Source organism: Deinococcus aestuarii (genome assembly GCF_018863415.1).
In the GTDB taxonomy this organism is placed as follows: domain Bacteria; phylum Deinococcota; class Deinococci; order Deinococcales; family Deinococcaceae; genus Deinococcus; species Deinococcus aestuarii.
This window is the reverse complement of record NZ_JAHKSN010000025.1, coordinates 47,385-61,821: the sequence shown is the minus strand read 5'-3', so window position 1 is coordinate 61,821 and position 14,437 is coordinate 47,385. Positions and strand designations below refer to the sequence as shown.

The 14,437-nt window shown below is 70.2% G+C and carries 12 protein-coding genes and 1 CRISPR repeat array (1 of these 13 running past the window's edge); of the genes, 8 read left to right on the top strand and 4 right to left on the bottom strand.

From position 1 onward, the window contains the following. Positions 1–6: 6 nt before the first annotated feature. Genes IC605_RS21245 through IC605_RS21225 form a run of 5 tightly spaced genes read left to right on the top strand, consistent with a single transcriptional unit; the run spans position 7 to position 2,526 of the window. Positions 7–555: a nucleoside deaminase gene (locus IC605_RS21245; RefSeq protein WP_216328713.1), complete on the top strand. Its 549-nt coding sequence runs from the start codon at positions 7–9 to the stop codon at positions 553–555. After that, positions 552–1,439 (top strand): ribokinase, encoded by an 888-nt coding sequence (locus tag IC605_RS21240; protein ID WP_216328711.1) that lies wholly within the window; start codon positions 552–554, stop codon positions 1,437–1,439. Before IC605_RS21245 ends, IC605_RS21240 begins: the two co-directional genes overlap by 4 nt. Positions 1,440–1,448: 9 nt before the next feature. After that, complete coding sequence (locus tag IC605_RS21235) at positions 1,449–1,970, top strand: DUF1999 domain-containing protein (RefSeq protein WP_216328710.1); 522 nt, start codon at positions 1,449–1,451, stop codon at positions 1,968–1,970. Continuing rightward, positions 1,970–2,194 carry a heavy-metal-associated domain-containing protein gene (locus tag IC605_RS21230; RefSeq protein ID WP_216328708.1) on the top strand — a complete coding sequence of 75 codons (225 nt, stop codon included), beginning with the start codon at positions 1,970–1,972 and terminating at the stop codon, positions 2,192–2,194. The genes IC605_RS21235 and IC605_RS21230 overlap by 1 nt, the downstream gene beginning before the upstream one ends. A 5-nt stretch (positions 2,195–2,199) precedes the next feature. After that, entirely contained in the window at positions 2,200–2,526 is a 327-nt protein-coding gene (locus IC605_RS21225; RefSeq protein WP_216328706.1) for a DUF503 domain-containing protein, read from the top strand. Between the two features lie 190 nt (positions 2,527–2,716). On the opposite strand, the gene lepB is transcribed toward IC605_RS21225, so the two are convergent. Together lepB and IC605_RS21215 are read right to left on the bottom strand one after the other, a co-directional pair. After that, positions 2,717–3,505 (bottom strand): signal peptidase I, encoded by a 789-nt coding sequence (gene lepB, locus IC605_RS21220; RefSeq protein ID WP_216328704.1) that lies wholly within the window; start codon positions 3,503–3,505, stop codon positions 2,717–2,719. Between the two features lie 102 nt (positions 3,506–3,607). Beyond that, the gene (locus IC605_RS21215; protein WP_216328702.1) at positions 3,608–4,408 is read right to left on the bottom strand and encodes a patatin-like phospholipase family protein; all 801 of its coding nucleotides are present in this window, start codon (positions 4,406–4,408) and stop codon (positions 3,608–3,610) included. Positions 4,409–4,589: 181 nt separating this feature from the next. On the opposite strand from IC605_RS21215, the gene IC605_RS21210 reads away from it, so the two are divergent. Next, positions 4,590–5,453 carry a manganese catalase family protein gene (locus tag IC605_RS21210; RefSeq protein ID WP_216328700.1) on the top strand — a complete coding sequence of 288 codons (864 nt, stop codon included), beginning with the start codon at positions 4,590–4,592 and terminating at the stop codon, positions 5,451–5,453. A gap of 111 nt (positions 5,454–5,564) precedes the next feature. Beyond that, the gene (locus IC605_RS21205) at positions 5,565–6,317 is read left to right on the top strand and encodes a serine/threonine-protein kinase (protein ID WP_216328698.1); all 753 of its coding nucleotides are present in this window, start codon (positions 5,565–5,567) and stop codon (positions 6,315–6,317) included. A gap of 228 nt (positions 6,318–6,545) precedes the next feature. Here IC605_RS21205 and IC605_RS21200 read toward each other — a convergent pair whose 3' ends face one another. Continuing rightward, the gene (locus IC605_RS21200; RefSeq protein WP_216328696.1) at positions 6,546–8,156 is read right to left on the bottom strand and encodes an alpha-amylase family glycosyl hydrolase; all 1,611 of its coding nucleotides are present in this window, start codon (positions 8,154–8,156) and stop codon (positions 6,546–6,548) included. Positions 8,157–8,242: 86 nt separating this feature from the next. Between IC605_RS21200 and IC605_RS21195 the strand changes: the two genes are divergently transcribed. Continuing rightward, positions 8,243–8,653 (top strand): hypothetical protein, encoded by a 411-nt coding sequence (locus tag IC605_RS21195; RefSeq protein ID WP_216328694.1) that lies wholly within the window; start codon positions 8,243–8,245, stop codon positions 8,651–8,653. Between the two features lie 16 nt (positions 8,654–8,669). On the opposite strand, the gene IC605_RS21190 is transcribed toward IC605_RS21195, so the two are convergent. After that, the gene (locus tag IC605_RS21190; RefSeq protein WP_216328692.1) at positions 8,670–9,806 is read right to left on the bottom strand and encodes an LCP family protein; all 1,137 of its coding nucleotides are present in this window, start codon (positions 9,804–9,806) and stop codon (positions 8,670–8,672) included. Between the two features lie 248 nt (positions 9,807–10,054). Then, positions 10,055–14,437: a CRISPR direct-repeat array (repeat unit 29 nt; unit sequence CGGTCCATCCCCACACCCGTGGGGAACAC); it runs 1,621 nt beyond the window's last position.

Sequence of the window (14,437 nt, the reverse complement as noted above, 5' to 3'; positions counted from 1 at the left end):
GGCCCCATGACGAGCCCTACACCGGACCCAGCCCCCCACCGTCCCCACCTCGAAGAAGCCCTGCGGCTGGCCCGCGAGGCGCAGGAGGCGGGCAGCGCCCCGGTCGGCGCCGTGCTCGTGAACGCGGACGGCGAGGTGATCGCCCGGGGCCGCAACCGGGTCGGCGAGGCCCAGACGCCCGAGCACGTCGGGGCCGCGAGCGTGGCGCACGCCGAGATGGACGTGTTCTTCGCGGTGGGCAAGGTCAAAGAGGCGGGGGAGCTGACGCTCTACACCAGCCTGGAACCCTGCCTGATGTGCGGCGGGGCGAGTGCCCTGCTCGGCGTGGGCCGCGTCGTGTGGGCCACGAGCGACCCCTGGGGCGGCTCGGGCCGGTTGATCGCCTGGAGCGACCATCCCGCCATGCAGGAGACCGAGGTCGTTCCCACCCCCGACCCCGAGCTGGAGCGCGAGGGCGCCCGCCTCTTCGCCCCCGAGGCCCGGCGCGCCTTCCCCGACGAGGGCTGGGCCCTGTGGCGCGAGCGTTACCCGGAAGAAACGGCGGGCGTCGAGTGAGCGTCCTCGTCGTGGGGAGCGTGAACGCGGACCTGACGGTAAGGGCAGAGCGTATCCCGGCCCCCGGCGAGACGGTGCTCGGCGGGGACGCCACCGTGTCTCCCGGCGGCAAGGGGGCGAATCAGGCGGTCGCCGCCGCGCTGGCCGGGGCGCGGGTGGCCCTCTGCGGCGCGGTCGGGCGGGACGCTTTCCGGGAGGCGGCCCTGCGGGGGCTCACCCGGGCGGGGGTGGACCTGGGCCACCTGCACACCGTGGACGCCCCCACCGGCCTCGCCCTGATCACGGTCTCCCCGGAGGGCGAGAACGCGATCACGGTGGCGAGTGGGGCAAACGCGCATGTCACGCCCAGCCACCTGCCGGAGGGGTGGGGGAGCTTCACCCACCTCCTCCTGCAAGGGGAGCTGCCGCCCGAGGTCACCCGCGGGGCCGCCCGCCGCGCCCACGCCGCCGGTCTGACCGTCGTGCTCAACGCCGCGCCCGCCCGCGACCCCGACCCCGACCTCCTCGCCCATACCGGGCACCTGATCGTGAACGAGCACGAAGTCGCGGTGCTGGCAGGCGGGGCGGGGGAGGAGGCCGCCCGCTCGCTTCTCAGACGTGGGCCGCAGACCGTCACCGTCACGCTCGGGGGGGAGGGGAGCTTGACCGTCACCCCGGAGGCGACCCATCGCCTGCCCGCCCATCCCGTGGCCCCCGTGGACACGACGGGCGCGGGCGACACCTTCTGCGGGGTGCTCGTCGCGTGGCGCTCGTCCGGTCGGCCCCTCCCCGAGGCCCTCCGCGCCGCCACCGTCGCCGCCGCCCTGGCCTGCACCCGCTCGGGGGCGCAGGACGCGATGCCGAGCCTCGCCGAGATCGGGGCCATCCTGACGGGCACGCGCTAGCCTGCCCCCATGCGTTACCGGACCTTCGCCGAACCCGACTACGACGCCCTGGCGGCCCTCGACCTCGCTGCCCAGCGTCACGCCGACCCCGCCTTCGACACCTTGCCCGCCCGCGAGCGTGAGGGCCGCCTGAGCACCAGCCTCCCCGCCCTGAAGTTCTACGAGCGCAGCGAACATTCCTTCGTGGCCCAGGACGACGCGGGCGGCCTCGTGGGCGCCATCTTCGCCCAGCACGTGTGGCAGGGAGACCGGCCCATCGTGCTCGTGCGGACGGTCCTGCTCGCCCCGGACGCGCCCGCGGAGACGGCGGCGGGCCTCCTCCACGCCACGGTGAAGAGCGCCTACGACACCGCCGTGTACGAGGTGCATTTTCCCGTGACGCCCGCGCTGGAGGCCGCCGCCGGGGAGGAAGCGGCGCACGTCACCGGGCGGTACGCGGTGCGGCACCTGGGCACCCGGGCGGAGACGGCCCCCGGCACGCGCCTCGGCGTGGGGAAGTCGGCGGCGACCGGGACGGAGGGGGGCGCATAATGGCGGGCATGACGAGTCCTGCCACCCGCGTGCTGCTCGGTGTTCGCGGCATGAACCGCGAGGCCGGGGAGCGCGTTGCCGCCCACCTGCTCGCTTTACCCGGCGTGAGCCGCGCCACCCCCGACGACGGCCAGATCGAGGTTCACTACGACCCCAGCCAGCACACCGTCATGGACCTCGTGCGCGCCGTGCGTACCCAGGGCTTCCTGGCGGGGATGCTCTAGCCTCTATGGCCCTGGGCTACGTCGGCGTCCTGACCGTCCGGGTCGAGATGCCGTGGGTGAGCAACCTCAAGGAGAAACGCGCCCTCGTCCGCCCCGTCGTCGAGCGCCTCAAGGCCCGCTATCCCCTCACGGTCGCCCGCCTCGACGGCCTCAACGCCCACGACTGGGAGGTGATCGGCGTCGCCACGCTCAGCAACGATTACGTCTGGGTGGAGGAGACCCTGCGGATGGCCGCCGACTTCATCGCCAAGGAGGGCGAGTACCGCGTGGTGGAGGAGAGCACCGACATCCGCGTGCTCGGGGACGACGCGGAAGAGGACGGGGAGGAGTAAGCCGCGGGAGGTGTTCGGGGGCGGGTCGGCGGGTTGCCGGGCGCCCCCTCGCCGTTTGGTGCCGTCGGGCCGGGAGGGGCGCTGGGGAACGCTGACGCTTCTCCCTCTGCTCCGCAGCTCTCCGAGGAGAGAGGCAAAAAAGAGCGCCGACCTCCGCCGACGCTTCCCGCCTTCCCGACGCTCGTCCCGGTCAGTCGCCCTGCTTCGCCAACTGGGCCTTGAGGGTGTCGAAGGCCTCGGGGCGGCTGAGCACGCGCCAGTTCAGCACGCTCTCGCCGCTGAGGCTCGCCACCTGACCCGACGAGCAGTCGTAGCCCGCGTTGGTCTTGCGCATGATCGGCCACACGACGGCCGCCGCCCGGCCCGCGAGGTCGCGCAGGGGCACCGGGCCGAAGAGGCGCGAGTCCTCGCTGCCGCCCGCCGTGCGGTTGTCGCCCATCACGAAGTACTGTCCGGCGGGCACGGTGATCTCCGGCTGGTCGGGCAGGAAGCCCGCCGCGCTCGAAAACGCGTTGTTCGCCAGGTCGCTCTGGGTGTCCCAGCAGCCCTGCTCGCGCCAGTAGTCGGTCGTCCAGCTCTGGTCGAGCCGCACCCCGTTCACGAACACCTCGCCGCCGGAGACGCGCACGCGGTCGCCGGGCAGGCCGATGAGCCTCTTGATCAGGAAGGGGCGGTAACTCCACAGCCCGAAGGCGCTGCGGTTGAGGTTCGGAATCTCGGCGGCGGCCTCGCGCGGGGGCTTGAAGATCAGGATGTCGCCGCGCTGGAAGCTGCCGACCCCCGCCTTGTGCAGCCAGGTCTCGTATTTGGGCACGAAGACGCGCTCGTGGTCGCGCAGGTTCGGCATCATGCTCACCCCGTCCACGCCGACGAGCGTCGCCAGAAACTGGGTGATCACCACCGCGAACACGATGGGTTCGAGAACTTCCTTCCAAAGTTTCCTGAGCGGGCCGGAGGCGGCCCCTGTGAGTCTGGTCATGCGGCTCCCTTGGGTTGTCCCGGCGCAGCATAGCGGACCCTGGCCCCCGCCCGCACGGCGAAAGGTCCCCCCGGGTGGGAAGGCCCCAGGAAGCAGGCACGGTCAGGAGGCCAGCGCCCGCAGCCGGGGCAACTCGGCCCGCGCCGCCTCCTCGCCCGCCTGAATCGCCTGCGTGGCCCGGTGAAAGCTCTGGAGGTCCACCCCCACCACGGCGGGCCGCAGCAGCACGTCGGGGCGGTAGAGGCTCAGCCGCGCGTCGGTGAGCTGCGCCTGCATGATGTCGGCGGCCCGCCTGAGCGCCTGCACGGGACCCAGGTGCGCCTCCGCCTCCCGCCGCCATAGCCGCCGCCGGGCGGGCAGTTCGAGGAGGCCGGGTGCCGTCACGTCCACCGCCACCACCCGGTGAACCCCCAGGAAAAGCGCCGCGTCCACGGGCACCTGATTGAGGACCCCGCCGTCCGCGAGCAGCATGTCCCCCTGGGGCACGGGGTCGATGGCGCCGGGGTAGGCGGTCGTGGCCCGCAGCGCCGGGAAGAGCGGGCCGCTCGACAGGTAGACCTGCCGCCCGGTGAGCACGTCCGTCGCGGTGACGGCCAGCGGCGTGCGCAGTTCCTCGAAGGTGGCGGGCAGGTTCGCCCCCAGCCACGTCTCGAAGGCCGCCGCGTTCAGCAGGCCGCGCCCCAGCCGCCAGTCGAGCAGTCGCCGCCACGACACGGCCCCCGACACGCGCGTGAGGTCTTCCGCGGAAAACCCGGCCGCGATGAAGGCCGCGACCAGCCCGCCGATGCTCGTGCCCGCGAGGACCCTCGGGCGCAGGCCTTCTTCCTCCAGCACCCGCCAGACCCCGATGTGGGCGAGGCCCCGCGCGCCCCCGCCCCCCAGCACCAGCCCGAAGTCCGACATGCGGGGATTCTAGCCACCCCGCCGCCCCGCGTCCGGTGCACTTGCGCCTTCCTTGAGGTGTTTGGGGCACTGCTGTCAGAACATGCGCCGGGGCGTGAATCCGGGGTTCACGCCCGCTCCCGGCGGACCCTGCTCTAGTGACCGGACCCACCACCCCGGCGGTGACCACGGAGGAAAAGCCATGTTCTATTACGACGGCAAGTTGCAGTATCCAGTTCGTGTCGAGACGCCCGACCCCCGCTTTGCCCGCGCCCTGCAACAGGCCATCGGCGGCGTGGAGGGCGAGATGCGGGTGTGTCTCCAGTATCTCTTCCAGGCCTTCGGCGCCCGCGGCCCGGGGAAGTACCGCGACATGCTGCTGGCGACCGGCACCGAGGAGATCGCCCATATCGAGATGCTGGCGACCGCCGTGGCGATGAACCTGGAGGGGTCTGCCAGCGCCATGCAGGAGGCCGCCGCGAAGGCCAATCCCCTGGTGGAGGCCGTGATGGGCGGCGGTGACCCGCGCCAGTACCTCTCGGCGGGGATGGCCGCGCTCGCCTCCGACGCCAACGGGGTGCCCTTCGACGGCTCACACGTGTACGCGAGCGGCAACCTCGCCGCCGACATGTACGCCAACGTGACCGCCGAGGCGACGGGCCGGGCGCTGGCCTGCCGCCTCTTCGAGCTCACCGACGACCCCGGCATGAAGGACATGCTGCGCTTCCTGATCGCGCGCGACACCATGCACCAGCAGCAGTGGCTCGCCGTGATCGAGGAACTCGGCGGGCACCCCGGCACCCTGCCGATCCCCAACTCCTTCCCGGTGGGGGAGGAACTGCGCGAGGTGAGCTACGACTACGTGTTCACCGGCATCGAGGGCGTCGAGCCTCCGCAGGGCCGCTGGACCCAGGGTCCCTCGCTCGACGGGATGGGCGAGTTCCGCCTCGTCGCCGCCCAGCCGGTGGGCCAGGAGCCCAGGCTCGCGCCGCCCACGCCCCAGGCCTACGCCGAGACCCAGCAGATGACGGAGGCGGCTGGCGTGAAGGACGGACCACTCCCCTGACTCCGGGCCACCGGCCGGGAACGGCGAAGAAGGCCCCTCCCAGCGGGGGGCTTCCGGTCTGCCGCTGATCTCGCCCCCACGGCCGCCCCGAATGGGTTAACGTTGGGTGAAATGCCGCTGGCGGGTCAGGTGGTGGGGGAGGGGGTGAGGCTCGTGCGCCCCCTCGGTCGCGGCTCTCACAGCGTGGTGTACTTCGCGGTCGGGCCCCAGGGGCAGCCGTGCGCGGTCAAGATTTTCGGGGCCCCCTTCGCGGATCACGCCGTGCGGGAATACCGCCACGGCCGGAACCTCGACCACCCGCGCCTCGTCCGGGTGCTCTCCGCCACGCAGGTGGATGACCGGCCTGCCCTCGTCACGACGCTCGCGCGGGGCGTCACCCTCTTCGGGCGCTACCCCCGGCGGCCCGCCCTCACCCTGGAGCGTCAGGCCTTCTTGCTCACCCTCGCACACGTGCTCGGGGCGCTCGACCACCTGCACACCTGCGGGCTCGTCCACCGCGACCTCAAGCCCGAAAACGTCCTCGTGGAGGCGGACGGCAGCGCGACCCTGGTGGACCTCGACCTCTCGGGCCCGGTGCGTGAAGTCTTTCCCGTCCCCACCCGTGTCGGCACCGCCGCCTTCCAGAGTCCGGAGGCGGCGCGCGGCGAGCCCCTGGGCTATGAAAGCGACCTCTACGGCGTCGGCGTGTTGCTGGGGTGGGGCCTGACCGGAGAGCTGCCCGATCCCGGCACCCCCACCCTCTTCGGCGACGATCCCCTCTCGCCCCTCCACGCCGCCCTCACCGACCCCGACCGCACCCGCCGCCCGGCGAGCGCGCGCGAGGTGCGGGAGACGCTGCTGAGGCTGGCGGGGTTGCCGTACTGAGGATCTGGGGGATTCTCGTTTGGCCCCCTCTCCCCTGGCGGGAGAGGGTTGGGGTGAGGGGGCGTGTGACCCACTCGGTCGCTTGCTGGATGCCTGGCCCTCCCATCGCGCGGCAGGTCGCTTACGGTCACCCCCTCTCAACCTCCCCCCTCAAGGGGGAGGAGCTGAGAGAGCAGGGCGGTCCTGTGAATTCTGCTCAAGCCCACTTTTGCACTGAGCGTCATCTCCCTACCCCAGAATTCGCGCCTCATTCCCCCGCAGCACCGTCCCACTCGCCGGGCTGTCGTTCAGGCTGCTCAGGAGCACGCGGCCCCGTGCCACCTCGCCCAGGTCGCGCTCCTCGCCGCCGAAGTTGAGGAGGACGGTCACGCGCTCGCCTCCCTGCGTGCGCTCGAAGGCGAAGACGTCCGCGTAGCCGGTGTCCAGCGAGCGGTAGTCGCCGCCGATCAGGACCGAATGCTCGCGGCGCAGTCGCGTCAGGGCCCGGAAGTAGTTCAGGTCGCTCGCGGGGTCGTCCTCCTGCGCCTGCACGTTCACCGTCTCGTGGTCGGCGGCGAGGGGGAGCCAGGGGGTCGCGCCCGCCGGGGCGAAGCCCGCGTTCGGGCCGGAATCCCACTGCATCGGCGTGCGCTCGGGGTCGCGGCTGGCGCTCGGCACGTCGGGCTGCTGGAGGCCCGCCGGGTCCACCATCTTCTCCAGAGGGACGGGCACGTTCTCCATGCCGATCTCGTCGCCGTAGTAGGCGGTCGGCGTGCCGCGCAGGGTCAGCAGCAGGGTCTGGGCGACCCGGTACTGCGCCGATCCCACCCGCGTCTTGAAGCGGTGCTGGTCGTGGTTGCCCAGGACCCAGTTCGGCCAGGTGTCCGCCATCCGGCACGCCGCGTCGTACAGGTCGGCGAAGGCGCGAATCTCGGCGGCGTCCCACCCCATCAGGATGAGGTGGAAGTTGAAGGGCAGATGCACCATCGGCGCGTCCCGCGTGCCCGCGAAGGGGAGCAGGCGGTCCACTGGGAGGTAGATCTCGCCCACCATCATGCGCTCGTGTTCTGGCGTCGAAAATTCATCCAGAACTTGCCGCAACTCGCGGATGTAGGCGTGCGTCTCGGGCTGGTCCTGCGTGTAGATGTGCAGGAGGCTGTTGTGCTCGACCTGACCGAGCTGCCACTCGGGGTTTTCCGGCTCGTCGAGGAAGCGCTCGTCCTCCGCGAGCAGCCAGATCACGTCCACCCGGAAGCCGTCCACCCCCCGCCGCATCCAGAAGCGCAGCACGTCCGCCATCGCCGCCCGCACCTCGGGGTTGCGCCAGTTGAGGTCGGGTTGAGAGGGCAGGAACTGGTGGAGGTAATACTGCCCGCTGGTCTCGTCGAGCGTCCACGCGCCGCCCCCGAAAAAGGACTTCCAGTTGTTCGGCGGGCCGCCGTCGGGTGCCGCGTCGCGCCAAACGTACCAGTCGCGCTTCGGGCTGTCCCGTCCGGTCAGGGCCTCCCGGAACCACTCATGGTCCGAGGACGTGTGGTTGGGCACGAAGTCGAGCATCACCCGCAGGCCCAGCCTCTTCGCCTCCGCCACGAGCGCGTCGAAGTCCCCCAGCGTGCCGAAGAGGGGGTCGATGTCCACGTAATCGGCCACGTCGTACCCGAAGTCGCGCATCGGGCTGGTGAAGATGGGGGAGAGCCACACCGCCTCCACCCCCAGCGAGGCCACGTACCCCAGCCGCGCCGTGATCCCGCGCAGGTCGCCCACGCCGTCGCCCGAGGCGTCCTGAAAGGAACGCGGGTAGATCTGGTAGATGATGCCGCTCTGCCACCACTGGAGCCTGCCCGAAAGAGGTTGCGTCACCCGCCGAGCGTAGCAGGAAAACGGGCGGGCTGAATCGATTTAGAGAGATGGGCGTCAGGGGCGAGTGAGGGTTGTAGCCTGATTTCATGGCCGAGCAGAAGCGTCATCGCCTCGACGAGACCGCACGAGACCTGGGACTCCCCTGCGAGTCATGGCATCAGGACTGGGGAATCGTGTACGCCGACCACACGCGCCTCCCCGAGTTCGGGGCGTATTACCAGGAACACTCCGCCGGGTTTGACAACGCCCAGTTGGACTCCGTTGGAAAATTCCTCCTGGCCTCCGTCAACGACGCCATCGTGGAAGGACATCCTCACGCCGCCCTCCTGCCCACGGTCTTTGATTTGCTCTGGGCCGACCGACACCATGACGTGACCCGGTGGCGGCCGGACTATTGGTCCGGTTTCCATCTGAACGAAGAAGCCATCGGGGCAGAAGAAGTCTTTCCCATTTCCCGTCCGCTGGAGCAATTGATAGAAAGAAGCCGAGGGCTGTAGGCGGTGCTGCTCCCCCTCAGTTCGCCGGGGTGTCGCTTCCCAGCCTCACCGTCACGTCCGCGCCGGGGACGCCCTCCACGTCGGAGAGCTGCCCGTGGCCCACGTCGCTCAGGACGGCGGCGGCGGCCCGGCCGGTGACCGTGGTGGGCACGTCGGCGCGTGGGCCGTCGGAAATCCGCACGTCCTGATAGCCCAACTCCTCCAGCCGGGCCTTGAGGCGGCGGGCGGAGCCGCCGGGGGCACCGACGTTGACGACGGCCACGGTGAGGCGGCGGGGATCGTTCGGGTCGCGGAAATGCTCGCGCACGATGGCTTGCAGGCCCGCGCGGTCGGGCAGCCAGGTTCCGCCGCCCCCGAAGTCGCCGGGAACGGTGTGCATGTTGATCTTCACGCCGCCCAGCGCCGAGCCGAGGAGGGCGCCGACCTCCGCCCGCGTGAGGTTGGACTTCGTGTTCGCGTCCAGCGCGGCGACCATGCCGGGCAGACGCCACCAGTGAACCGGATTTTTGACCTGCCCGGCCATCGCGCCCAGGTACGTCTGTTGCCGCGCCACCCGCCCGATGTCGCCGAGGCCGTCCTTGCGGAAGCGCAAGAAGCCCTCCGCCTGCTGGCCGCTGAGGTGCTGCCTCCCCGGGTGCAGGTCGATGTGGAGCCCTCCCGCCTTGTCGTCGTACTTCATGCGCTGGGGCACGTCGAGGGTCACGCCGCCCGCCGCGTCGGTGAGCGAGCGCACGGCGTGGAGCGAGAGCAGGGCGTACCCGTCCACCCGCACGCCCGTCAGGCTCTGCACCGCCTCCACTAGCATGTCGGGTCCGCCGTGGACGTTCGAACCGTTGATCTTGCCGAATCCCCAGCCGGGAATATTTATCCACGTGTCGCGCGGAATGGAGAGCAGGTTCGCCGTGCCGTCGGGGCGGAACTGCGCGAGCACGAGGGTGTCGGTCAGGCCGCTGTAGTCCTCGGGGGCCGCCGGGTAGGGCCACACCGGGCTGGGCGGGTAGTTCGGCGTGACCCCCGCGAGCAGCAGCGTGACCGGGCCCTCCGCCTTGCGGGGCATGGCCCCGTAACGGGCCAGGGCGGGGGCAGCGGGAGACAGCAGGGCGACGAGCCCCGCGAGGAGGAGCAGGAGGAGGAGGACGGGACGGCGGCGCACGGGGCGAGTCTAGCGGGCGGGGAGATGAGGGAACAATCAACTTTAGGTCTATGTTGACCGTCAGCTCGACCGGTCATCTTCACCTACGTGGAGAGCAACAGTTCGTAGGTCAACGAACATAGGAGGAACGCGCCGCTTCCATAAGTGTGGGGATACGTCATCCTGGCGCCGATCCGCGGAGTCCTGCACGGACCATTCCCACATCCGTGGAGCCACTTATCCCCTTTGCTCGCCCCGTGGTGAATGCTCGGACCATCCCCACACCCGTGGGGAACACCCCGACCACGCCGCGCTCATTGGTCACGTTCCCGGTCCATCCCCACACCCGTGGGGAACACAGCCGGACAGGTTGGCAAAGGCGATGTTCGGCCGGTCCATCCCCACACCCGTGGGGAACACCTGGAACTCGCCGACAGGTACGAGGGCCGGGTCGGTCCATCCCCACACCCGTGGGGAACACCCCCTGCACCCCGACGTGGCGCTGTTCGGGCGCGGTCCATCCCCACACCCGTGGGGAACACGTTTCCTGTAGAGATCGGTGTTATCAAAGGTTCGGTCCATCCCCACACCCGTGGGGAACACGAAACAATCCACCTGCCTGAGCGGGGCGGCCACGGTCCATCCCCACACCCGTGGGGAACACGCGCCGGGCGGGTGTCGGGCCTTCGGACTGCACGGTCCATCCCCACACCCGTGGGGAACACACCACACGCCTGGACCTTGGCTGCCCGTTCGGCGGTCCATCCCCACACCCGTGGGGAACACCGACTGATCGCCCCACCAGAGTCGAATCATGACGGTCCATCCCCACACCCGTGGGGAACACGTCCATGACGCGCCGGTCCACGTCGCACAGGGCGGTCCATCCCCACACCCGTGGGGAACACCGGCAAGCGGGGCAACCGTCAGGACGGTTACGCGGTCCATCCCCACACCCGTGGGGAACACCTGCACTACGGCTGGGCTTTCAGCTCGCACTACGGTCCATCCCCACACCCGTGGGGAACACGGACATGTCGCCACCAAACGGAACGAACGTGCGGTCCATCCCCACACCCGTGGGGAACACAGAGACAGGAACGCTAGTTATTCCGTGTTCTACGGTCCATCCCCACACCCGTGGGGAACACCATGTACGACGAGCGCAAACGGCTGATCGTGACGGTCCATCCCCACACCCGTGGGGAACACCGACTGATCGCCCCACCAGAGTCGAATCATGACGGTCCATCCCCACACCCGTGGGGAACACTGCGTTTGCGAGCCGCCACCTCAGTTCCAACGCGGTCCATCCCCACACCCGTGGGGAACACCCTGAAAGCCCGGATGCTGAAGGACTAGCCGCCGGTCCATCCCCACACCCGTGGGGAACACCAGCCCAGCAGCATGTCCCCAGCGAACCAGAGCGGTCCATCCCCACACCCGTGGGGAACACAGAGTGCCCGAGACGGCGGGCATGACTTGGGGCGGTCCATCCCCACACCCGTGGGGAACACCGCAGCCCCTCGTAGGTGGAGATGCCCGCCTCCGGTCCATCCCCACACCCGTGGGGAACACCAGCGGGCCTCCCGCTCCCCCGCCCCTGAAGCGGTCCATCCCCACACCCGTGGGGAACACGTGCGCCGCCGGGGCGGGGCCGCCGTCGCCCACGGTCCATCCCCACACCCGTGGGGAACACGGGTCGCAGTGCAGGTAGAGGCTGCCGGTGGGCGGTCCATCCCCACACCCGTGGGGAACACAAGTACGGCTCGAAGGCGTCGAAGAGGTCCCGCGGTCCATCCCCACACCCGTGGGGAACACGTGCCGGGAGACCCCTCTCCCGGCCCAGACACCGGTCCATCCCCACACCCGTGGGGAACACTACCTGGGGTTCACGAGCTGGACGGCCGAGAACGGTCCATCCCCACACCCGTGGGGAACACGGGCGATCAGGCACCATCTCGCTCCCCCCGCCCCGGTCCATCCCCACACCCGTGGGGAACACACCGGGCTCGTGCTCGTGCGCGCGCGCGTCACCGGTCCATCCCCACACCCGTGGGGAACACACGCACCCCGCGCCAACAGAGTGCGTCGGGAACGGTCCATCCCCACACCCGTGGGGAACACACTGCCCGTCGAGAAGTTCCCGAGGCTGAACGCGGTCCATCCCCACACCCGTGGGGAACACTGAGAACGGCGCTCACCGCGGGGCAGCAGAGGGGGTCCATCCCCACACCCGTGGGGAACACGCACCACCGGCACGGCCAGCAACAGCGGCTACGGTCCATCCCCACACCCGTGGGGAACACGCCGCAGATGACGTACGCAGACCCTGCGGGCGCGGTCCATCCCCACACCCGTGGGGAACACCGTTTGGACGCCAGGCAGAGCAGCGCGGGCGGCGGTCCATCCCCACACCCGTGGGGAACACGAGCCCGAGCAACACGAGAACAGTTCCCACATCGGTCCATCCCCACACCCGTGGGGAACACACCGAGGCCGCCGAAGCGTCCACACCGGTGGACGGTCCATCCCCACACCCGTGGGGAACACGCCGAACTACAGACACCCCCCACCACGGCAAACGGTCCATCCCCACACCCGTGGGGAACACCCCCTCACCCGAGGGGATGACCCCCAGAACACCGGTCCATCCCCACACCCGTGGGGAACACGCCTTCGACGAGAGATTCACCTCGGCAATGGCCGGTCCATCCCCACACCCGTGGGGAACACGGCAGGGTGGCCTGGAGGTTCTCGAAGCCACCCGGTCCATCCCCACACCCGTGGGGAACACAACACCGATGCACAGACGGGCATCGAGGACGGCGGTCCATCCCCACACCCGTGGGGAACACGTGGCCTCCCTGCGGGCGAGTTCGGCGAGCGCCGGTCCATCCCCACACCCGTGGGGAACACGTGCAGCGTGACCAGCGTCCCCTCATCCAGCGCGGTCCATCCCCACACCCGTGGGGAACACCGCCAGAAGTTGCGCGACATGGGGCCGGACGACGGTCCATCCCCACACCCGTGGGGAACACGACAGGGCCGCGAGCTGCGCGGCGTCCTGCCCCGGTCCATCCCCACACCCGTGGGGAACACGCCGGGCCACCGCCGATCATCGTCCTGAGGAGCGGTCCATCCCCACACCCGTGGGGAACACTGCAGCGCCCACGTAATCCATGCTCACACCCCCGGTCCATCCCCACACCCGTGGGGAACACGCCCCAGGTCAGGCGGTAGTCGATGGTCAGCTCGGTCCATCCCCACACCCGTGGGGAACACTCGCTCGTCCGGCGCGCCTCCACCGCCTGCCGCGGTCCATCCCCACACCCGTGGGGAACACCCGCTCACCCCGTCCCACTGCCGCACGTACACAGGTCCATCCCCACACCCGTGGGGAACACGGCGATGTCCACCGCCTCCTGGTCGATCTCGGCGGTCCATCCCCACACCCGTGGGGAACACGATGCCAGCGGCCTGGAGATCGTGCGCGACCTCGGTCCATCCCCACACCCGTGGGGAACACCCTTAGGGGCGCGAGAGGGTGGAGGAGGCGGGCGGTCCATCCCCACACCCGTGGGGAACACACGCACCCCGCGCCAACAGAGTGCGTCGGGAACGGTCCATCCCCACACCCGTGGGGAACACGAGCAGTTCGCCCATGAACAGGCTGTTCGTGAAGGTCCATCCCCACACCCGTGGGGAACACTTGCGCCCGCCCTGGATGCCGCGGTCGAGGACCGGTCCATCCCCACACCCGTGGGGAACACGGTGGTCGTCATGTGCGACCGGGCCCAGATCGCGGTCCATCCCCACACCCGTGGGGAACACTCCATGTCTGACCATCGGCGCCTCTGCGGCGCCGGTCCATCCCCACACCCGTGGGGAACACTCCCGGGTCGCCAGCACGGCCAGCACGTCCGCCGGTCCATCCCCACACCCGTGGGGAACACTAGATACCGTTCTCGGTCTGCGCGGTCTGCGCCGGTCCATCCCCACACCCGTGGGGAACACACCAAGGCTGCCCTCGCCGCACGCAAACCCACCGGTCCATCCCCACACCCGTGGGGAACACTGGGCCGGGAAGAGCCCCTTTCCTCCAGACGGCGGTCCATCCCCACACCCGTGGGGAACACGCGTTGTGGGCATTGTGCGGGTAGGCCAGCAGCGGTCCATCCCCACACCCGTGGGGAACACGGGTCGAGGGTGGGGTACCACCCCTGCGGGGCCGGTCCATCCCCACACCCGTGGGGAACACAACTCGACGCGGGAGAATAGGCCATGCCGACACGGTCCATCCCCACACCCGTGGGGAACACGTCCCGGTCACGTTGTCCACCAGGACCCAGCCCGGTCCATCCCCACACCCGTGGGGAACACAACAGCCGGAGGGGCGACAGGTAGACCCGGGTCGGTCCATCCCCACACCCGTGGGGAACACCGTGTCCTGATGCAAAACGGGGTGGCGCTGTCCGGTCCATCCCCACACCCGTGGGGAACACGCCTGGGTGTACGTCCAGCCGATGCGGCGCGACGGTCCATCCCCACACCCGTGGGGAACACGGCCCTCAAGGTGTTGCTGGCGAAGAGCAATCGGTCCATCCCCACACCCGTGGGGAACACATCCAGATGGTGCTGGAGGCCGGACA

Bases quoted from the DNA above. Each gene is read 5' to 3' on its own strand.
- IC605_RS21225 (WP_216328706.1), top strand. From the start codon at position 2,200: ATGGCCCTGGGCTACGTCGGCGTCCTGACCGTCCGGGTCGAGATGCCG.
- IC605_RS21245 (WP_216328713.1), top strand. From the start codon at position 7: ATGACGAGCCCTACACCGGACCCAGCCCCCCACCGTCCCCACCTCGAA.
- IC605_RS21195 (WP_216328694.1), top strand. From the start codon at position 8,243: ATGGCCGAGCAGAAGCGTCATCGCCTCGACGAGACCGCACGAGACCTG.
- IC605_RS21205 (WP_216328698.1), top strand. From the start codon at position 5,565: ATGCCGCTGGCGGGTCAGGTGGTGGGGGAGGGGGTGAGGCTCGTGCGC.
- IC605_RS21235 (WP_216328710.1), top strand. From the start codon at position 1,449: ATGCGTTACCGGACCTTCGCCGAACCCGACTACGACGCCCTGGCGGCC.
- IC605_RS21230 (WP_216328708.1), top strand. From the start codon at position 1,970: ATGGCGGGCATGACGAGTCCTGCCACCCGCGTGCTGCTCGGTGTTCGC.
- lepB (WP_216328704.1), bottom strand. From the start codon at position 3,505: ATGACCAGACTCACAGGGGCCGCCTCCGGCCCGCTCAGGAAACTTTGG.
- IC605_RS21210 (WP_216328700.1), top strand. From the start codon at position 4,590: ATGTTCTATTACGACGGCAAGTTGCAGTATCCAGTTCGTGTCGAGACG.
- IC605_RS21215 (WP_216328702.1), bottom strand. From the start codon at position 4,408: ATGTCGGACTTCGGGCTGGTGCTGGGGGGCGGGGGCGCGCGGGGCCTC.